The organism is Kitasatospora sp. NPDC087314 (assembly GCF_044744365.1).
GTDB lineage: Bacteria > Actinomycetota > Actinomycetes > Streptomycetales > Streptomycetaceae > Kitasatospora.
This window is the reverse complement of sequence record NZ_JBIUYE010000018.1, coordinates 50,180-69,596: the sequence shown is the minus strand read 5'-3', so window position 1 is coordinate 69,596 and position 19,417 is coordinate 50,180. Positions and strand designations below refer to the sequence as shown.

The 19,417-nt window shown below is 69.6% G+C and carries 15 protein-coding genes and 2 pseudogenes; 13 read left to right on the top strand and 4 right to left on the bottom strand.

What is annotated here, in order from left to right; translation table 11 throughout:
* Positions 1-316 precede the first annotated feature (316 nt).
* Genes ACIO5E_RS33200 through ACIO5E_RS33170 form a run of 7 tightly spaced genes read left to right on the top strand, consistent with a single transcriptional unit; the run spans position 317 to position 10,671 of the window.
* Positions 317-1,684, top strand: a complete 1,368-nt coding sequence (locus tag ACIO5E_RS33200; RefSeq protein WP_400675131.1) for a condensation domain-containing protein — start codon at positions 317-319, stop codon at positions 1,682-1,684.
* Positions 1,681-4,050, top strand: a complete 2,370-nt coding sequence (locus tag ACIO5E_RS33195; protein WP_400675129.1) for a peptidase domain-containing ABC transporter — start codon at positions 1,681-1,683, stop codon at positions 4,048-4,050. The genes ACIO5E_RS33200 and ACIO5E_RS33195 overlap by 4 nt, the downstream gene beginning before the upstream one ends.
* Complete coding sequence (locus tag ACIO5E_RS33190; RefSeq protein WP_400675126.1) at positions 4,047-5,618, top strand: class I adenylate-forming enzyme family protein; 1,572 nt, start codon at positions 4,047-4,049, stop codon at positions 5,616-5,618. Before ACIO5E_RS33195 ends, ACIO5E_RS33190 begins: the two co-directional genes overlap by 4 nt.
* A complete protein-coding gene (locus ACIO5E_RS33185) occupies positions 5,615-6,943 on the top strand; it encodes a type III PLP-dependent enzyme (protein ID WP_400675123.1) in 1,329 nt (442 codons plus the stop codon). The genes ACIO5E_RS33190 and ACIO5E_RS33185 overlap by 4 nt, the downstream gene beginning before the upstream one ends.
* Complete coding sequence (locus tag ACIO5E_RS33180) at positions 6,936-8,273, top strand: acyl-CoA dehydrogenase family protein (RefSeq protein ID WP_400675121.1); 1,338 nt, start codon at positions 6,936-6,938, stop codon at positions 8,271-8,273. Before ACIO5E_RS33185 ends, ACIO5E_RS33180 begins: the two co-directional genes overlap by 8 nt.
* Positions 8,270-9,595 carry a hypothetical protein gene (locus tag ACIO5E_RS33175; RefSeq protein WP_400675119.1) on the top strand — a complete coding sequence of 442 codons (1,326 nt, stop codon included), beginning with the start codon at positions 8,270-8,272 and terminating at the stop codon, positions 9,593-9,595. The genes ACIO5E_RS33180 and ACIO5E_RS33175 overlap by 4 nt, the downstream gene beginning before the upstream one ends.
* Complete coding sequence (locus ACIO5E_RS33170) at positions 9,592-10,671, top strand: nucleotidyltransferase family protein (RefSeq protein WP_400675116.1); 1,080 nt, start codon at positions 9,592-9,594, stop codon at positions 10,669-10,671. The genes ACIO5E_RS33175 and ACIO5E_RS33170 overlap by 4 nt, the downstream gene beginning before the upstream one ends.
* Positions 10,672-10,909: 238 nt before the next feature.
* Here the strand turns inward: ACIO5E_RS33170 and ACIO5E_RS33165 are convergent, their stop codons facing one another.
* Together ACIO5E_RS33165 and ACIO5E_RS33160 are read right to left on the bottom strand one after the other, a co-directional pair.
* Complete coding sequence (locus ACIO5E_RS33165; RefSeq protein ID WP_400675114.1) at positions 10,910-11,398, bottom strand: cytidine deaminase family protein; 489 nt, start codon at positions 11,396-11,398, stop codon at positions 10,910-10,912.
* A gap of 207 nt (positions 11,399-11,605) precedes the next feature.
* Entirely contained in the window at positions 11,606-12,334 is a 729-nt protein-coding gene (locus ACIO5E_RS33160; RefSeq protein ID WP_400675112.1) for a class I SAM-dependent methyltransferase, read from the bottom strand.
* A 501-nt stretch (positions 12,335-12,835) separates the two neighbouring features.
* Here ACIO5E_RS33160 and ACIO5E_RS33155 point away from each other — a divergent pair.
* The 3 genes and pseudogenes from ACIO5E_RS33155 to ACIO5E_RS33145 all read left to right on the top strand — a co-directional run.
* On the top strand, positions 12,836-14,035 hold the full coding sequence (locus ACIO5E_RS33155; RefSeq protein ID WP_400675110.1) for a YcaO-like family protein: 1,200 nt from the start codon (positions 12,836-12,838) through the stop codon (positions 14,033-14,035).
* 42 nt (positions 14,036-14,077) lie between these two features.
* Positions 14,078-15,508, top strand: a complete 1,431-nt coding sequence (locus ACIO5E_RS33150) for a TfuA-like protein (protein ID WP_400675107.1) — start codon at positions 14,078-14,080, stop codon at positions 15,506-15,508.
* A 242-nt stretch (positions 15,509-15,750) separates the two neighbouring features.
* Positions 15,751-16,347 (top strand): annotated as a pseudogene (locus ACIO5E_RS33145) (winged helix-turn-helix domain-containing protein); the annotation flags it as partial.
* Positions 16,348-16,391: 44 nt separating this feature from the next.
* Here the strand turns inward: ACIO5E_RS33145 and ACIO5E_RS33140 are convergent.
* Both ACIO5E_RS33140 and ACIO5E_RS33135 read right to left on the bottom strand, forming a co-directional pair.
* A pseudogene (locus tag ACIO5E_RS33140) lies at positions 16,392-17,008 on the bottom strand (transposase).
* Positions 17,005-17,304 (bottom strand): hypothetical protein, encoded by a 300-nt coding sequence (locus tag ACIO5E_RS33135; RefSeq protein WP_400675104.1) that lies wholly within the window; start codon positions 17,302-17,304, stop codon positions 17,005-17,007. Before ACIO5E_RS33135 ends, ACIO5E_RS33140 begins: the two are co-directional and overlap by 4 nt.
* Positions 17,305-17,471: 167 nt before the next feature.
* Here ACIO5E_RS33135 and ACIO5E_RS33130 point away from each other — a divergent pair, with 167 nt between their 5' ends.
* The 3 genes from ACIO5E_RS33130 (at position 17,472) to ACIO5E_RS33120 (ending at position 19,372) form a co-directional block, all read left to right on the top strand.
* The gene (locus tag ACIO5E_RS33130) at positions 17,472-17,786 is read left to right on the top strand and encodes a hypothetical protein (RefSeq protein ID WP_400675102.1); all 315 of its coding nucleotides are present in this window, start codon (positions 17,472-17,474) and stop codon (positions 17,784-17,786) included.
* A 188-nt stretch (positions 17,787-17,974) separates the two neighbouring features.
* The gene (locus ACIO5E_RS33125; RefSeq protein WP_400675100.1) at positions 17,975-18,196 is read left to right on the top strand and encodes a response regulator transcription factor; all 222 of its coding nucleotides are present in this window, start codon (positions 17,975-17,977) and stop codon (positions 18,194-18,196) included.
* A 225-nt stretch (positions 18,197-18,421) separates the two neighbouring features.
* A complete protein-coding gene (locus ACIO5E_RS33120; protein WP_400675098.1) occupies positions 18,422-19,372 on the top strand; it encodes a JmjC domain-containing protein in 951 nt (316 codons plus the stop codon).
* Positions 19,373-19,417 lie beyond the last annotated feature (45 nt).

Genomic DNA, 19,417 nt, shown 5'->3' with positions numbered 1-19,417 from the left:
TGCCCCTGAGTGATCGTCACTCGAATTGTGACGTGGATGCTGTTCCGGTGAACTCCGAAACATCACCCCTCTCCGGGGATTCCGCCATAAGAAAGGAGTAGGCACATGGAGAATGTTTCCTTCGAGACCGTCGAGATCGACGCCCTCACGGACGACGAGCTCGACGAGATCGTCGGCGGCACAGCGCCCGTCACCCCCGCCGGGTGCATCTGAGCTCGCTGAACGCACCAGTTGAGTGAGCACGGTGGCCGGGGAGGGCGCTGCGCGCCCCTCCCCGGCCACTTCGCGCCCGGAGCACGCACGGAAAGGCAGCCCAGTGACCCAGCAGCGAACCGACGGCATGTCGGAGCTCTCCTACGCGCAGGAGCACGAGTACGGGCGACAGCGGGAGAAGCAGCAACCCATGAAGGTCGTCCAGCTCTCCGAGGGGATAGAGGGCCCGCTGGACGTGCCGGCCCTGCACCGCGCTCTGTCCGCGTTGGTGAGGCTGCACGAGGCTCTGCGACTGCGGGTGGGTCCGGCATCCGACGGACGGCCCATGCAGTGGCTCGCCGACCCGCCTCCACCCGGCGACCTGCTCGCCGCCCACAGGATCAAGGCCCGTTCACCGGAGCAGTTCGGGACGTACGTGGCCGGGGTCCGCGCCCGCGCCCTCTCGGAGCCCTTCGACCTGGCGCACCGGCCTCCCTTCCGTTTCCGCCTCTTCCGATACTCCGAGCAGTTGCACGCGTTCACCGCCGATCTGCCGGCGCTGACCGCCGACCGCGCCAGCCGGTCCCTCCTCCGTGGCCGGCTGTGGGATGCCTACGGCGCCGCGCTGGCCGGCCAGGACTGCATGAGCGACGCCGAAGGCGAGGGGCTGCTCGCCGCGATCAGGCGGGCGCGCGAGAAGCATGACAAGCGCTCCGCCACAGTCGAGCACCGGTACTGGGCACGGAAATTCGCGACCATGGCCGCCCTGTCAGACGGCTCCCCGGAAAACTCCGGAGGCAGTACCGGAACCTCGCTTGACGGCCCGACACCGCCCGCGATCACGCGCTTCTCCTTCATTCCCGGCCCGACCGTCGCCCTCCTGCGCCGAACCTGCCGGGACGCCGGAGTGACATTCTTTCAGTTTGCGCTCGCCCATTTCGCCCGAACTTTTTTCCTTCGTACGACGCGGGCCGGTCTCGCGATGACACTTCCCCTGGACACGCGAAGCGCCGGGGAACGGGACATCGTAGGCAAATTCTCACGGGGTCTTCCAATTCTCGTCGAACGCTCTGAGGAATTCACGACGCTTCTCCGCCGGATCGGCTCCGATCTGATGCAGACGATGCGTCATCAGCACGTCTCGTACGCCGACCTGCGCCGTGCACAGAACCTGTCGGGCCGGGCGCACAGCGATGGTGCCCGCGAGGCCATAGTCCGCTACACCCTGCACGAAGAGCGTTTCGTGGACACCGGTCCCGGTGGCCTGCGCGTCACGCACGACGCTTTCGCCCCCAAGGTCAGCTACACCTGCGACGGCATCAGTTTCATCATCAACGAGTACGGCCAGGGCGTGACCCTCGTCCTCTGCTTCGATCCCCGTGAGTTCTCTGTTGCGGAGGCGGATCGCTTCACGGCGGACCTGAACACGGCCCTCAGCGCCGCCCCCCGCTCGGAATCGCCGTGGGCCATCTTCCCAGGAGACCCGTCGTGACCACGTCCCCACCCTCCCCACCCCGGTCGACGTCACCCCAGACCGGGGACGACACACCCGCGAAGGACATTCCGCCACCGACCTCAGCGTCCCGTCCCGCCTCGCTGCGCTTCCGCCGTCAGGCGGTGAAGGCCCGCAGCGGATCTCGGGAGTACGGCCAGGCACTGCAGACCGGCCGGTTGCTGAGCCGTCCGCTCGCGGTGCGGCGGCTCGTCGGGAGGTGGCTGCCCTCGCGCGACCGACGCCGCGTGCCGGTGCGGCTCCAGGCGCAGACCAGCGACTGTGGTGCGGCCAGCCTGTCCATGGTGCTGGCCCTGCACGGCGTCGACGTGCCGATCCGGGACCTGCGCGACGCCACCGCCACCGGCCGGGACGGCGTCTCCGCCCGCCGACTTCTCGACGCCGCCCGCGGGTACGGGTTCGAGGGGCGGGGCGTGCGGGTGCCGTTGCAGCGTCTGCACGACCTGCCCACCGGCGCCATCCTGTTCTGGAACTTCGACCATTTCGTGGTGCTGGAGCGAGTCAGCGGACCCTGGGTCCATCTCGTCGACCCGCAGCACGGCCGGCGGCGGCTGTCACTGGATCAGGTCGGGGACTCGTTCACCGGTGTGGCGCTGGTCCTGACCCCTCCGCTGCGGAATCCCAGCGAGGGACGTGCGCCGAGGCGCCCGGCCGGAACCGACCGGCCTTGGCGCTATCTGTGGCTGTTCCTTCCCAGGACGCGCCGCTGGGTCCCCTTCGTGGTGTGCTCGCTGTTGCTGCTCGGCTTCAATCTCGCCACCCCGCTGGCCACGAACTACGTGGTGGAGAGCGTGGCGCCGGGACACGCCGTCGGTGGCCTCGAGTTCCTGGCCATCGGGCTGGCCTGCCTCGTCGGCCTCAACTTCGTCCTGCAGTTCGTCCGCTCCGTCGCCTTCCTCGCCATCCAGACACTGGTCGACGAGACGGTGACGCTGGGCATCCTGCACCGGCTGTTCGCGCTGCCGTACGGGTTCTTCACCAGCCGCAGTCCCGGTGACCTCCAGCAGCGGGTGCGGACCAGTTCGACGATCCGGCAGACGCTCTCCGTCACCGCCTTCGCCAGTGTCTTCGACGGGCTGCTGATCCTCGTCTACATGGCCTTGCTGCTGATCGCCGATCCGCTGCTCGCCACCTTCGTCATGGCGTTGGCGCTCCTCCAGGTCGCGCTCGTGGCCCTTTTCTGGCGCCGCCAGGGGTACGCGGGCTCCGACGCCCTGGAGGCACAGGCACGGGCGGACGGCGAACTGACCGAACTCCTGGAGGGCATGGGGACCCTGAAGTCGGCCGGGCTGGAGGCCGTGGCCGGCCGGCGATGGAGCCAGACCCTCGCCGAGGAGCTGAACACCCGGCTGCGCAGCCGGCGTCTGGCGACCTTGGCGTCGAGCCTCAGCGTCGCACTACAGGTCGGTGCTCCGCTGCTCATCCTGGTGGCCGGTTCGGTTCGCATCTCGCAGGGCGGGATCTCCGAAGGCAGGGTGCTGGGCTTCAGCGTGCTGGCCATGGGCCTCCTGGTGCCGCTCGCCAATCTGGCCCAGGTCTGCCTGCAGACGTCGGCACTGGGCGCATCCCTCTCCCGGCTGAGCGACATCCTGGAGTCCCCGGTGGAATGCGTGCCCGGGGCGGCAGGACCCCGGGTCGCGGGCGACCTCACGGTGGAGAACGTCTCCTTCGCCTACCAGGGCGGCCCTCCGGTGCTCGCCGACGTCTCGTTCGACGTGCCGCGCGGGAGCTTCACCACACTCCTCGGGGCGTCGGGCTCGGGCAAGTCGACCTGCGGGCTGCTGCTGGCCGGTCTGTACGCCCCCACCGCCGGGCGGGTGCTCGCCGGCGGTCAGGATCTCGCCTCGGTCGACACCACGGAGTACCGCCGTGCCATCGCCTTCGTCACCCAGGACGCGCGGCTGTTCGGTGCCAGTATCCGGGACAACATCGCCTGGGGCGGCACCGACGTCTCGGACGCCGATGTGGAGGCGGCGGCCCGGGTGGCGGGAATCCACGAGGACGTCGCGGCCATGCCCATGGGCTACCAGACCCTCCTCGCCTCGGGCGGCGGCGGGCTCTCGGGCGGCCAGCGGCAGCGGGTGGTGCTGGCCCGGGCGCTGGTACGCGGACCGCGGCTGCTCATCCTCGACGAGGCCACCAGCGCGCTCGACCCGGTGGTCGAACGGGAGGTGTTCCGGCGCCTGACCGCGCTGGACTGCACCCTCGTGGTGATCGCCCACCGGCTCACCGCGGTGGAAGACGCCGACCAGGTGATCGTGCTGGAGAAGGGCCGCGTCGTACAGCGCGGCCGGCACAGTGATCTGGTGGCAGCCGAGGGCCCGTACCGGGAGCTGGCCTCGTGAGCGCCCCGGCCGGGGAGTCGGGGACCCGGAGGGAAGCTGACCGTGTCACCGGGCGTGGGGTCGAGCCCGCCCGAGCGGCGGCGTACGACGTCGCCGACGAGCGCGTGCCGGACGTGGTGGCGCTGCTCGACAGGGCGGCCGGACGTTTCGGTGACCGTCGCGCCGTCACCGACCACGCGGGCAGCTGGACTTGGCACGAACTGGACCGTGCGAGCCGCCGCGTCGCCGGTGCTCTGCTCGCCCTGGGGGTCGCCCCGGGCGACCGGGTGCTGGCGGTGCTGCCACCCGGCCGGGAGTTCGTGGCAGTGCTCTTCGGCGCGCTACGGGCCGGCGCCGCCGTCGTACCGGCGAACGGTTCCGCCTCACCGTTCGAACTCGACTGGGTGCTGACCGATGCCGAGCCTTCCGTGCTCGTGTCGGACCGTGCCGAACTCACCGCCCCCGCAGAGCGTGTGGGAGCAAGGATCGTCACGCCTGCGGCGCTGCTGGACTGGCGGGCCGCCGGGTCGTCCGCCGTCTCCGCCGAGAGCACGGCCCTGCTGCTGTACACCTCGGGCTCCACCGGTCGCCCGAAGGGCATCGTCTGCCCGCACCGCGCCGTTGCTTTCGCCGCCGGGGCGATCTCCCGGCGTCTGGCCTACCGCTCGGACGACGTGGTGTGGACCCGGCTCCCGTTCTCCTTCGACTACGGCCTCTACCAGATCTTCCTGTGCGCCCTCGCAGGGGCGGAACTGGTGCTGCCGCAGGGCACCGCGTCCTCCCGGGAACTGGTGGCGCTGCGTGCGGCCCGGGCCACCGTCGTGCCGGTCGTCCCCACGTTCGCCGCCATGCTGGCGCGGCTCGCGGCCCGTGATCCGCGCCCCCTGTCCGTCCGCCTCTTCACCAATACCGGCGCCGCGCTGGTCGGTCAGGATGTCGGACGGTTACGCGGCGCCTTTCCCGACGCGGCGGTGGTCTGCATGTACGGCATGAGCGAGTGCAAGCGGATCACTGTCGCGGACCCCGACGAGGACCTCGCCCACCCCGCCACCGTGGGCCGGGCCCTGCCCGGCACCCGCCTCTGGGTGGTGGACCCGCACGGAACACCGGTGCCACCCGGCGAGACAGGGGAGATCGTAGCGGCGGGGCCCCATGTCATGGCCGGCTACTGGAGGGCCGGGGACCAGACTGCGAGGCGCTTTCGCCCGGCGCCGGACGGTGACGGCCCGGCCGTCTTCACGGGTGATCACGGCTGCCTCGATGCCGACGGACGACTGTACTTCGCCGGTCGCGCGGACGACCTGTTCAAACGGCGCGGCTGGCGCATGGGCACTCAGGAACTGGAGTTGGCGATGCTCGACATACCCGGCGTGCGGGCCGCGGCGGCGGTCCCGCCCGCCCCGGATGGCACCCTGACCGTCTGGGCGGTCACCGATCTTCCACCGGAGCGGGTGCTGCGCGGCCTCACCGAGCGCCTCGGCGCCGCCCGCACCCCCGACCGGTGCGTCGTCGTAGCCGACCTGCCGCGCACCGCACACGGCAAGATCGACCGGGCCGCACTTCCCGCGCCGGAAGAGGCCCGGCGATGAGCCGCGACACGGCCGTCCTCGCCGATGGCGCGCTCCGGCCCCTGGATCACGCCTGGCTCCGCGCCCTCGCGGAGCGTTTCGGCACCCCCGCATACGTCTACGACCTGGCCGCCCTGCGGGAGGCCGCCACCGGTCTGCGCGCCGACCTGCCCGCCGGGGCCGAGCTGCTGTACTCGGTGAAGGCCAATCCGCATCCACGGGTAGTCCGTGAACTCGCCGCGTGCGGCTTGCGCACCGAGATCAGCTCGCTGGGCGAACTGGCGGCGGTGCGCGCCGCTGGTGCCCGGCTCGGTGTCGCCCTCTACACCGGGCCGGGGAAGACGCCCGGTGAACTGCGGGACGCGCTCACCGCGGGCGTCAGGAACTTCTCCGTCGAGTCGCTCGCCGACCGCGACCGGCTGGCCCGGGCCTGCCGGGACACCGGGACCGAGGCAGAGTACCTGGTACGGCTCAACGGGCCGCGCGGCAGCGGCGGCGGGTCGTTGCGGATGACCGGCCGGCCGACGGCCTTCGGCACCGACTGGCGTGCCCAGGACGACCTGGCCGCGCTGTTCGCCCCGGCAGGCCCCGCCCGGTCGATCGGCACCCACACCTTCTCCGCCACCAACGTCGAAGCCCCGGAAGCGCTGGCCGCCGAGCTCCGACAGTCGCTGGCCACGTCGGCCGAGGTGACTCGGAGCGTCGGCTTCGTGCCCGAACTGCTCGACCTCGGCGGGGGTTTCCCCGCACCGATGGCACAGCCCGGGCCGCTCCAGCGCTTTCCCGGCCTCGCGGGGACGCTCGCGGCTGCTCTCGACACGCACTTCCCCACCCGTGGCAGGAACGCCGGGCCGAGCCTGGCCTTCGAGACGGGCCGTCATGTCACCGCGGCCGCCGGCACGCTGCTCACCACCGTCGTCGACGTCAAGAGATCCGGGGACCGGACCTTTGTGGTCCTGGACGCGGGCGTCAACGTCCTCGGCGGGATGTCCGGACTGGGCCGTCTCATGGCTCCCCGGACGGTTCCCGTGCCCGTCCTGCCTGCTGCGGGAGCCGAGTCGGCCGCGCCCGGTGTGTCCGGTCCGGACGCGGCGAGCACCGTGCGGGCGAGCCTCGTCGGGCCGCTCTGCACCCCCCTGGACGTGCTCAACCCGGCCGTCGAGCTCACCGATCCGCAGCCCGGCCAGCTGCTTGCCGTGCCCAACACCGGGGCCTACGGACTCACCGCGAGCCTGGTCGGCTTCCTCAGCCGGCCGACTGCCGTCGAGATCACAGTGGACGGGCCGACACTCGTGGCGGCCCGGCAACTCAAGATCCAGACAACGGAAGTTGAGGGCAATGACTGAGACAGGGCTGCGCGGAGCGCAGCGTCCACCGACTCCTCGTGGGCACCGTCCCCAACCGGCTGCGCAGAGCACGGCAGCGGCCGAATCGCCGGTCCCGGCACCGTCCGCGGCGGGGGCGGGCGGGGTCGCCTCCGCCGAGCACGGACAGCCGTCCCGTCCTGCGGAGCGCGACACGCTCGCCCGGCTCGTCGAGGTCCTCGCCGAGCACGCCGACCGGGCCGACCGGGCCGCGGCGTTCCCCGAGGAGAGCGTGGACGCGTTGCGGCGCGCGGGCTATCTCGGCTATCTGGTCCCCTCCGAACACGGTGGAATGGGCCGCGACCTGGCGGGGATGGTGGAGAGCGCCCAGGCCCTCGCCGGTGGCTGCCTGTCGACCGCCATGATCTGGGCGATGCACTGCCAGCAGGTCGACGTGCTGGTGCGGCACGCCGACGCTCGCCTGCGAGACCGGCTCCTGCCGCGCATCGCCCGCGGGGAGCTGTACCTCGCCTCCGTCACCACCGGGCCGGTCACGGGCGGGCATCTGCTGACCGCCGCCGAGCCGCTGCGCCGCGTGCCGCGCGCCGCCTCGGAGGCTGGTGGCGACCTGTGGCTGGACCGGACCGCCCCCGTCGTCACCGGGGGCGGCCAGGCCGAGGGCTTCCTCATCACCATGTGCGCGGCGGAGGACGCCGGCCGGCACTCCGTGTCCCTTGTTTACGCCGACCGGTCGGCCCTGACCGTCGAGCCCACCGGCGCGTGGAACACCCTGGGGATGCGCGGCACCGACAGCGGCAGTCTGCGGCTGCGCGGCGCCGTGTCGGCCGACCAGGTCGTCGGTGGTCCCGGGGGATTCCGCCGGGTGGCGACCGACAGCATGATCCCGCTCGCCCACCTCGGCTGGAGCGCGTGTTGGCTGGGCGCCGCACGCGGTGCGCTGCGCAGCCTGCTGGGGTGGCTGCGCGGGAGTTCGGCGCACGACACATCGTCCCCACTGGTCCAGGAGCGCATCGCCCGCGCGCGGCTCGAACTGGAGCTGGTCAGCGCCTATCTGGAACGGATGCGCGAACGAGTCGACGAGGTGCGCGCATCCGGCGGCAGCCTCGACACCCCGGCCCTGCAGATACAGCTCAACACCCTCAAACTCGCCGCTTCCGAATTGGCGTTCAGCGCGGTCGATCGCATGGTCCAGCTGGCCGGACTCCCGGCGGGCTACAGCACCGACTCCCCGCTGCGCCTGGAACGCGCCTTCCGCGACCTGCGATCAGCGGCCCTCAACTACGCCAACGACCGTCTGCTGACGGCGAATGGTTCGCTGGCGCTGCTCGACCGGAAGGTGGTGCTGCTGTGAGCGGGCCGATCGCGGTACCGGACCGCTTCCCCCGGACGCCCGCGCCCGCTCGGGGTACCGCACCGCCCCTCACCTTGTCGTGGTTCGACCTGCGGCTGGAGGTGATCACCGACCTCGACGGCGTGCGTGCCGAGATCGCGGCACAGCACGAGGTACTGGACGCCGCCCGGCGGCCATCCGTCGACCACCGGCTGACGCTCGTGATTGACCCCGGCCTCGTGGAGCGCGTTCGCTCGCGCGGCGCCGGTCGGCCGTCCGCCCCCATGGAGTCGTTCGCCGGATGGTGGTACGAGACCTGGCCGGCCGAGGGCGGCGGACGCGTGCTGGCTTCCGGGGACGGCCAGGAGTGGGACCACGTCCTGCTCACCGAGGACTTCCGCTCCTGGACCGTGGCCGGTGCCACGATGGAGGGAGCCGCTGTCGCCGTCGGCCGGCTGCTGCGCGAGCTGATCCGTGAGGACCTGGTACAGCGGGGAGCGCTGATGTTCCACGCCGGGGCCGCTGTCCTGCCCGACGGTCGGGCCGTGATGCTGCCCGGTGGCGCGGGAGCGGGCAAGACCTCGTCGGCCGTGCGGTTGGCCGAGGCGGGCGGCCACGCCGTCGCCACCGACCGTCTGCTCCTGCTGCCGCCCAGCAGCGCGGGAAGTCCAGGCGGCTGGTGGATGATCGGCCTGCCGTCCACCACCCGACTCGGAGCCGGGGCGGTGGCGGCGTTAGGGCTGGCCCACCGGCTCGCGGACCAAGTCGCCTCCGGGCGGTCCAGGCCCGACTGGCTGGTGTCGCTGGCGCGGACCGGCCAGCTGCCCGACACCTCCCAGAGCATCGCCAAGCTGTCACTCAGCAACAGGGACGTGCGTACCCTGATGGGCGGCGGCTTCATGAGCGCCGCCCCGCTCGACGGGATCGTCGTACTGCGGACGGAGGACGCCGCTCGGCCAGTGGCGACACACCCCGTCGAGCCGGTCGCCGCGGTCGGGGCTCACCTGCTCGTACCCGACCCCGCGTACCCGACGCACTGGCTCTCCGCCCGGCCCTTCCGGGAGGACCCGGCCACCGCGCACCGCGCACTGGATCGGCTCGTCGCTGACGTGCCTGTGGGAGAGCTGAGCTGGAACCCGGCGCGGCACTGCGACCTCTCGACGGCTGCGCTGCTCGGCGCGGTCCTGGATTGCGTGCGCCCGGGCTTCGGCGGCGGTACCGCATCCGCCGCTGCCACGCTGCCGCCCGTCCTCACGTTCATGGCCGACGGCGCCCCTCAGACCGTCCACCAGTCGCCCGCGGGGCGTCCGCCGGGCACCACGTCCTCCTGGAGGAACGAGTGACCACTTCGTCGACACATGCACCGACCCCCGAATCCGGCTGGACGCCGCGGCTCTCCGGACCGGACGGCGACGTGCGGGCTGTACTGCTGGCGGTGGCCGAGCACCAGGGACTCGACCATGCGCCGGATGACATCGGAAACCTGCTGCGTCGCCAGGAGTTCGACCACGGGCGACTGATCGAGCGCGCCCTCCGGCACAAGCTCGGCGCGGCGCTCGCCGACTACGTGCACCGGCACGGACTGCGCCGCTCGTTTCCCGTCCAGCTGCGGGTCCCGCTGCTGTCCTTCCTGCAGACCGCCCGGCACCGGGCGACCGTGCTGACGGCGGAGGCCGCGCGCGTGTCGGAGGTGGTCGCCGAGGCCGGGATCGCTGCCGCCTGGACCAAGGGGGTCGTCGCGCAGGAGCGGCTCTATGATGGACGCGGGGTGCGTCAGTTCAACGACATGGACCTGATGATCCGACCGGAGGACCGGGACCGGCTGAGCGCCACGCTGCTCGACGCCGGGTTCACCGCGGAGCAGGTCTGGGACTCGGTCTCCGGCCGTCTGCTCCCTCGGTCCCGAACCGAGTTGCGTATCTACAAGCTGTCACCGGACCACTTGCCGCACTTTCACCGCATCGGGCCGGACCCGGTCGTACCGGTGTTCGTCCTGGACGTCGCCAACAGCCTCACCTGGCACGGCGCCGACTGGCAGGTACCGATGGACGCGGTGCTGGCCGGACGCCGGAGCCTGACGGTCGGCGGCGTTTCACTGCCCGCGCTGTCCGCCGCGCACTCCTTCCTGTTCGTCTGTCTGCACCTGTTCCGCGAGGGGTGGGTCGACCGGTTCGCCCGACTCAAGGGCGCCAACCTGTCCCAGGTGGCCGAGGTGCTCCGGGAGTGGCGCCGGCTCGACGCCGACGAACGCGCGTCCGTTGTCGAGCTGGTCGCGGCACACCGCCTCGCCCGCCCGGTGGCCTGGGCATGTGGACACACAGACCGGATTTTCGGCACCTCGCTCACCGAGGAGCTGGGTGTCCGGGGGGACGCCGACGCGGAGTGGCTCGGCGAGGCCACGGACAGTCTCCTGCCCTGACGCGCCCTTCGGCACCGGATCGGCTGCCGCTGCGGACGGTCGAACGGTTGGCCGGGCGGACGCGAACCAGGTTTGTCCGAACAGAACAGCGATGGGGACACGAGGCAGGCGGTGCTCCACTTCGTGTCCCCACCGCCGAGGGTGAAGTCCGGGCCCGGCCCCGTCGCCGGCGCGTGCCGTGCGGGAGTGCACAGGTCCGGTACCGCACGCAGGTGACCCGCGCCCTCACGGTGGTTGTTCAGCGACAGACACGGGCGGTGGGGGAAAGCGGCTCGGACCGAGCCTGCCGATTCTTGCGGAGCCGGTTCAAGACCTGTGCACGGTTGGCGTGTACGGCGAGCGGCATGAGGTCCTCGATCCGGACGCTCCTGACGCCGTCGGGGCTGGGGAGGAGAACGCGAATGCCGGGGTGGTAGTCAAAAAGCACCTGGCGGTCACGGCCACAGGGGCCGACGGGCCCTCGGCCGGAATCACCGACCGCGACGATCGTGGAAAGCTCTCTGGCGCCGGAAGCCCGTGCATGGCCGAGTGCGACGAGTTCCGCGCAGGGGCCACCGGTGAAGTGGTAGACGTTGATTCCACCGTACATTTTCCCGTCGACGCCCCGCACGGCGGCGCCCATGGTGTGGGCGCCGATGTCGCCGTCGGAGTTCGCGTCGACAATCTCTCGGGCGAACTCGATGAGCTCGAAGTCGTCGGGGGTCAGTTCTCGGCTGGGAACAATCATGCGGATGATGATAATCAGAGCGGGTTCTGAGCCGCCATCACGAATTTCCCTGACACGTACGTGCGGCACGACCGTCCGGGCGTACCGCGTATCGGGAGTGAGAATGCGTGACTTGTGGCATGCCCGGGCAGCCTGATATCTCTCCGCGCCGGAACGACCGTCCTTCAGAGCCGATCCCGATGGTGGTGATGCCGAAGGCGTTCGGTCTCAGACCGCGGTGAAGGTGAACTCGAACATGTCGTTCAGTCCCGACCTGAGGTATTCGGCGGATTTCGAGTAGTAGTTCACGTGCCAGTCCAGCCGCCGTTCGCTGACCAGGGAAAGTGCCTCTGCCCGGTTCTCGTTGAGGTTCCGGACGAACAGCTCGAGCGTGCGCGCGTAGTCGTCCGCCAGAGAGCTTGACGCGCGCACCTTAAATCCTGCGTCCTGGGCCCTCCGGACGATCTCCTCCTTGGGTATCACACGGAACATCCGGCGCTCCGCCGTCACCGTCAGCATGACCATGACGCCCCCCACCGGGAGCAGGGTGCGGCAGTGAGGAAGGAAGCCCTGCTTGTCCTCGAAATTCTCGAAGGCGTTGACGCAGACGATGCGGTCGACGGGCTCGGAGAACTCCTCCCACCTGGTGAGACGGAAATCGATGTGTGGTCCGCCGGCGGATTCCGCGTCCCTTTCGCGCGCGTACGCGAGCTGCCCCGGGTCCAGGGTGATGCCGACACAGCGCGCCCCGTACCGCTGGGTCGCGGCGCGGGCGGTCGCACCCCAGCCACAGCCGACGTCGAGCACCCTCATGGCCGGCTCGATCCGGCAGTGGGACAGGATCGTGTCGGTCTTGGCGCGCTGGGCCTGCTCCAACGACATGTCGCCGCTCGTGAAGTAGCCGGAACTGTGGTTCAGTTCAGGATCGAGGTGGAGCTTGGCATAGCTGGTCTCCATGGTTCCATTTCCTCTCGGTGGCCTGAGCGGTCGACCGCCACCGACCCACCGGGCAGGGTGCCGGAGCTGTCCCGCCGCCGGTCCGGTCGTTAGTCAATTCACGTAGGAGTGGTGGCTTCTGACACTCGGGGCATGCCATCGGCACCCTTTCGGCCCGTTCTCGCGAACAATGGCGGGAATTTCGCGGGGATGCCATGAGCCAACCGGCATGCGTCGCTCCGATCCTGTCATAAGCTTCGCTCTTTCGCGGTATCCCGCAGCGGTGCCGACCATCACGAGTATTCGGTACTTATGGCCCACGTCACCTCCTGGAAAGATACTCGCCGCAGGAATGGTGGTGTTGCCCTTCACCGATGACCTCGACCGACCGGGGGCGAGCCGCCGTGCTCGGGACGTCACTCGTGCGAGGACCCCGTTCCGCCCGCGAGCCGAAGGCCCGAACGTCGCCCGGCTCCGGCTGCCCGCACCGTCGAACCCACCCTTGACGAAGGAATCAGCGTGATGGAACTTTCGCTGGACACGATCAAGTCAGCGGCCACGACGAAAGGGCACCGGGACGGGACGGACCGCCTGGTGCCGCCGAGGGAGACCTTCGAGCGGGTGCGCCCCCATTTCCCCGAGATCGGTCTGACCCGGGTCGCCAATGTGACGGGGCTGGATGTGCTCGGCATACCCGTCGTGCTGTCGGTCCGCCCCAACTCGCGTTCGCTCGCCGTCCACCAGGGCAAGGGCCTGACGCTCGAGGCGGCGCGGGCGTCCTCCGTGATGGAGAGCCTGGAGAGGTGGCACGCGGAGAACATGACCCTGCCCTTGCGTCTGGGGACGCCTCGGGAGATGGCGGACACGGGGCAGGTGCTGGAGCTGGACCGGCACGAACTCTTCCAGACCCACGATCTCCGTGACCGGAGGTTCCTGTGGGTCGAGGGACGCGAACTCATCGGCGGCGGCGCCATCTGGGTCCCCCATGGCCTCGTCACCATGGACTTCCGCTCCGACGGGTTCGACCTGCTCGGCCACGGCACCGTTCCGCCGTGGGGCAACTCCAACGGGCTGGCGTCCGGCAACCACCTCATGGAGGCCCTGGCCCACGCCCTGTGCGAACTGGTCGAGCGTGACGCCTTCATCAGGGATTCGAGGCGGGCCGCCCCCACGCGGAACAGCATCGACCTCACCACGGTGGACGACCCCGCCTGCCGGCAGGTGCTCGACATCTTCCTCTCCGCCGGTCTGGAGGTCTCGGTCCGGGACCTGACGCCCGACCTCTGCATCCCCACGTTCGAGTGCAATATCGGCGAGGACCCGAAGACCTCGCACAGTCCGCTGCCGATCAACGCCGGCTGGGGGACGCATCTGCGCCGCGAGATTGCGCTCCTGCGAGCCTTCACGGAGGCGGCCCAGACCCGGCTCACCTTCATCTCCGGTGCCCGCGACGACCTGCCGCGGAACGTGTACGACTCGCACCGCAACAAACTGCGGCTCACCGCGAAGTGGAACGAGACACGCAGGAGCGACGGCACGCGCGGCTTCCACGAGACACCGAGCCACGCGCACGAGACCTTCGAGGAGGACGTCCTCAGGATCGTGGACGCGCTGCGCGACCGGGGGGAGTCGCAGATCGTCGTGGTCGACCTGACCAAGGCCCACATCGGAATCCCGGTGCTGAAGGTGCTCGTTCCGGGCCTGCTGGCCCCGGCCGAGTGAGCCCACCCGGGCAAGCACCGTGAATGACCAAGGAGCGAGACAATGACAGCGTTCGTCTTCGTGGGACCGACCCTGGCCGAGAGTGACCGGCCGCGGGACTGGGACGTGGTGTACCTGCCGCCGGTCGAACAGGGGCACATCCACGCCCTGGCGCAGGAGAAGCCGACGGCGATCGGCATCGTCGACGGCAGGTTCCACGACGTGCCCGCGGTCTGGCACAAGGAGATCCTCTGGGCGCTGCGAGCCGGCATACCCGTCTACGGAAGCGCCAGCATGGGAGCGCTCCGCGCCGCCGAACTCGCCCCGTTCGGCATGCGCGGGATCGGCAAGGTCTTCGAGCAGTACCGGGACGGGACCCTCGAGGACGACGACGAGGTCACCGTCGCCCACGCCGGACGGGAGGACGGCCACGTGCAACTCTCCGATGCGATGGTGAACATACGCGCCACCCTCCACGGCGCGCGGGCACAGGGCCTCATCGGTGAGAGCACCTGCCAACGTCTCCTGGACCTTGCCAAGAAGACGTACTACCCCCAGCGCAGTCTGCGGCTGGACCTCGCGAAAGGCCGCGCGGCCGGGCTGCCGGAGCACGAGATCGACGCCCTGCGGGCCTTCGTCGCGGAGCATTCGGTCGACCAGAAGAAGTGTGACGCCCTCGCCATGCTCGATGTGATGAGGAGCGAGCACGGCGCGCTCCCGAAGCCAGCGGCGGACTTCCCCCTCCAACACAACGCCTTCGTCGACCGGTCGCACAGCAACGGGCTGATCCACGACGGGGACGGTGACTTCCTGCAGATCACCGCGATACTAAACGAGGTCAGACTGCGCCCCCGCCGTTATCTCCGCCTGCGCCGGAGCGCTCTCGGTGCCGTCGTGCCGCACCTGGGCGCACCGCCGGCCGACGCGCGGGCCAGGACCGCGGCCGCTCTGGCGCTGTTCCGCGCGACCCACCACCTGACGGCGGACGCGGAGTGGCGGAGCTGGCTCGCCGAGCACGCGTACACACAGAACAGCTTCGCCTCCCTCATCGAGGACGAGGTCCTCGGCCGGAGCTACCGCCCGTACGGCGGCGCCCTGAACATGCCGTTGCTCCGCGCACTGCGGTCGGACCCCGCCTACCCGCGGACCCTGCGGCGCACCAGGGCGAAGAAACGCTTCCTTGAGGCACATGGACTCGCGGACCCGTCCAGCAGCGGGCCCTCGACCGACAAGGAAGTGCTCCGCTGGTACTTCACGGGGATCGGCAGGCCGTTCCCCGGTGACATCCACCGGTACGCGACCAGCCTCGATTTCTTGGACGGGTACGAGTTCCTCAAGACCGTGAGGGAGGAGTTCCATTTCGAGGCCGGCAGCTCATCGGCGCTGTCCGCGACCCCGGAGGCGGCGGCATACGAGGCGACCGGAACCGACGAGGACGACCTGGGGCACCGGATCTCGGACGCTGTCTGGGAGGCCGAGTGGTCGGCTCGCTGACATGTGTCCCAACGCAAACATTCACCGGGGCATTGTCAACTTGAGCTGGTGGCCTTGGGGTTCGGATGATCGCCAGGTTCGTTGATCACGGGGAGGGGCAAGTTGTCGGTTAGGTGGCTGGTTGAGGGCGCGTCGGGGTGTGGCGGGTGCGGTTTCCGCTTGTGACTCACTACTGAACTTGAAAGGCTGAAGCCGGGGCGTTCGCCTTACGGCGAGGGGCCGGGTCCGGTAGCTCTCATGGTGTGAGATACGCGCAGGGCGGCGGCTTGACCGACGCCGAGAGGGCTGCTCGGGAGCGGGTTCGGCTGCAGGCCGTGGCCCGGTTCGAGGCTGGGGAGAAGAATCGGGAGATCGCTACCGCATTGCGGGTCTCGGAGCGGTCGGTGGAGCGCTGGCGCCGGCAGTGGCGGGAGCGCGGTGAGGTCGGGGTCGTCTCGAAGGGCTCGCCGGGTCGGCAGAGGCTGAGTGCCGCGCAAGTCGATCGGCTTGAGCGGGAGTTGGAGCGTGGGCCGCTGGCGCACGGGTGGGAGGACCAGCGGTGGACGCTGGCCAGGATCAAGACCCTCATCGGGCGCATGTTCCACGTGAGCTACACCGTGGAGGGCACGTGGGCGCTGCTCAAGCGCCACGGCTGGTCATGGCAGCAGCCGATACGGCGAGCGATTGAACGTGATGAGGGGGCCGTCGAGCTGTGGAAGGAGGAGGTTGTGGCCCGCGGTAAAAGCGCCGCGGCGGCTCGTGGAGCATGGCTGGTCCTCGAAGACGAAGCCGCGCAGACGCTGAGACCGCCGCGTGTCAGAACCTGGGGCCGCGTGGGCCGAACCCCGGTGGTTCACGTCCGCGGCAGGGGATCCGGGCGGGTCTCCATAGCCGGGATGGCCTGCTACAAGAAGGGCGAACCCGTGGTGGGCATGCTCGTGGTGCCGGTGATCTGGTTCCAGGTCTCGAAGCGGTGGTGCATCTCGGTGCGGTACTCAGCGGCGGTGAGCAGATGGCGGCGAGGTCGGAAGTGCAGTGAGATGTGGCTGAACGCGGCGAGGAACCTCTGGGCTGACCGGGCCGTGCGGAAGCCCTTCATGGCGCGCTGGCGGGTTGTTTGGTGCGAGGTCTCCGCCCCGTTGTTCAGGCCCTTGTGGGAGCGGTGTTCCACCGAGCCCATCAGGTGCCGGCGAGCCGGCCGCAGGAGCGGCACGTGCCGGTGACCAGCACCCTGGGTACCCGGCCCTGCTTCTTCATGAGCTTGGCCATGAACCGTTTTGCGGCCTTCGCGTCCCGCGGCGTACCGAACCGGTCGCACCACTGCCTGACGGCTTCATGGGAGACGGTGATCCCGCGGGCCAGGAGCAGTTCCCCGACCTCGCGGTAGCTGAGTGGGGACCGGTGGTACAGCCACACAGCGTGGGAGATGATCTCCGCCGGGAAACGGAACCCCTTGTACGACACCACCGCCCCGGCTCCCACGGCCAACCCCTCCCCGTGGTCAACAAACCTGGCGATCATCCCAGCCCCAAGGCCACCAGCTCAAGTTGACAATGCCCGTTCGCCTCCTCCGTGGCTACGACCCCCTCACTGCCGTACTGGACGGGCGAGGACATGTTCTCACCGCCCCGCAGGCACATGCCCTGGGTGAGGTGGTCCCAGCAGACGGGCACCCCCTGGCAGTTGGGCGCGGCGCTGCTGGGCGTCACGGAGACGAGGTTGAGCGCGAGCGCGCTGGCCGCCACGGCGGTGGCGGCCAGCGCCCGCAGGGAGCGCTTCGTACGAGCGCTGCTGGTTGCGATTGCGGTGTTCTCCATGACTCCAGACTCCCCAGCCCCGGTTGACATGCGGTCAACAACGCGGGCCCGCTTCGCCCCTCAACGCAACGTATATCGTTTGTCTACCACCATCGGCCATGCTCATCTCCCTCAGAGTGCGCCCGGTACATGGCCGGGCGCCCACACGTGGAAGGCAACACGGGGACATGAAGGCGACGAAGACGATGCGGCACACGGCCATGGCAGTGATGGCGGGTGCGCTGACGCTGGCCGGGACGATGGCGCAGGCGGGAACCGCGCAGGCCGACGACGCCAGCTCCGGCGACGGCCTGCCCAGGATCAGCATGAACGAGGGAGGGCCGTTCTACCCGGGCAAGCACCTGGACACCGGCTACACCACGCTGATCTTCCAGGCCGACGGCAACCTCGTCGACTACAAGACCGTCGGGCTACTGGACCGTGAAGGCCGGACCGCGAGCCGCGTCGCCCGCGTCCGCACCGGGAGTGCACGGGCGCGATGAGCCGGGCGGCTCCAGGCGCTGACCGTCGCACATGTCGGTGCGCACGGCCGCCAGTGGATCATGCGTCGCGAGTGGTCCGGACCCGTCCGCGACGCCCGTATGAAGAAAAACCTTCAGGGGTAAAATCCCCCTCACCCTGGATGCTTTAACAGGAAATCGCACTGTCCCCGAAGAATCAGGGAGTCACCGTGGGATCGAACCACTCGACACGACCTCCACTCACTCTTCGCGAAAAGGAGGTTCTTTCTCTCCTCGCCGAAGGACTTACCTACGGCAGTATCGCCAGAAAACTGGGGATCAGTCCGCACACCGTCGACACGCACCTGCGTCGCCTGCGCAGGAAGACCGGGGCGGCCAACCGCACGCAACTCGCCATCCTGGGCCACTTGTGGGGATACGTGGATATGTAAAGCGCCAGCTGACGGCTCACCTCGTGCGGTCGGCGTTCCGCAGGAAAACATGGACTGTCGTTTCCTGTGGGTGCCGAGTTGACACGTTGTGGTTGGCAGGGCCGCCGCCATCGGCAGAACATTTTCAGTGCGGCGAGCATCGAAGACGGAGCCCACAGACCCGTGCCTGGCATGATCTCACCTCAGAAAATCGGACACGCGCTTTCTCGCGAAGAAGGAATTCCTGTGAATGCAACCGAGATGCATCGCTGGGTGGGCGACGTCGAAGAATTTGATTCCATCTACTGGCGACGAGAGCCGGCGGTTTTCGAAACGGCGCCGCCCCCGCCCATGAGCCTTGATGACATTGATGCCGCTTTGGCGGGAGGAACGCTCAGATCTCCCCACGTCGAGATGGTCCGAGCAGGCAAGGATATCGCGCTCAACGAATACACTGAAGCGCGTGAGGTGCGTTCGCAACCGACCGCCGGCTTCGCTGACAGTAGAGCGATACTCGCCCTCCTGGAGACGGGAGCGACGCTCCTCCTGCGGAACACCGAGCAATGGCATCGGCCCACAGCCGAATTGGTGGCTCGGCTCGCGGACGAGGTGGGCCGACGCGTGGAGGCCTTCTTTTTCGTCACGCCACCGGGAGGCCAAGGGCTTCCCGTGCATCGGGACGACGCGGACGTGCTCCTCCTGCAAGTGGCAGGCAGCAAGCGCTGGACCGTCCGAAGCGGTCCGTCTGATCACCACTGGCAGGCCGGGGAGGTTTCGGGAGACCCCGGTCCCGTTCTGCTGAACACCACGGTGTCCAAGGGACAGGTGCTCTACATTCCACGTGGGTTCGCCCATTCCGCCGTGGGCGACCAGGGCTTGTCAGCTCATCTCTCTCTGACCGTCCGAGAAATAGGCGGAGCCCACCTGACGCGTGCCATGCCACGACTGCTCCTCGAAGGGATACGGCTGCCGGCGCGTCCCCTTGAGGAGTCCGGACTTCTGGAATCCGCAACCACGCTGCTCGAGGCCGCGCGCAAACGGTTGGCCGACTTGGAGCCGTCCGACCTGGTTCGGTACGCGCGTGCGATACAGCGTGATCAGAGGCTCAACAACAGGGACCCCGCGTCCGTGGCCGAGTTTGCCGACCGGCTGACCGCCTCCGCCAACTTGAAGGCACAGGTCAAAGGGCTGGCGTGACGGTCTCCCGAGGTTCTCACGCTGGTCGGAGGCGGCAGTCTCCGG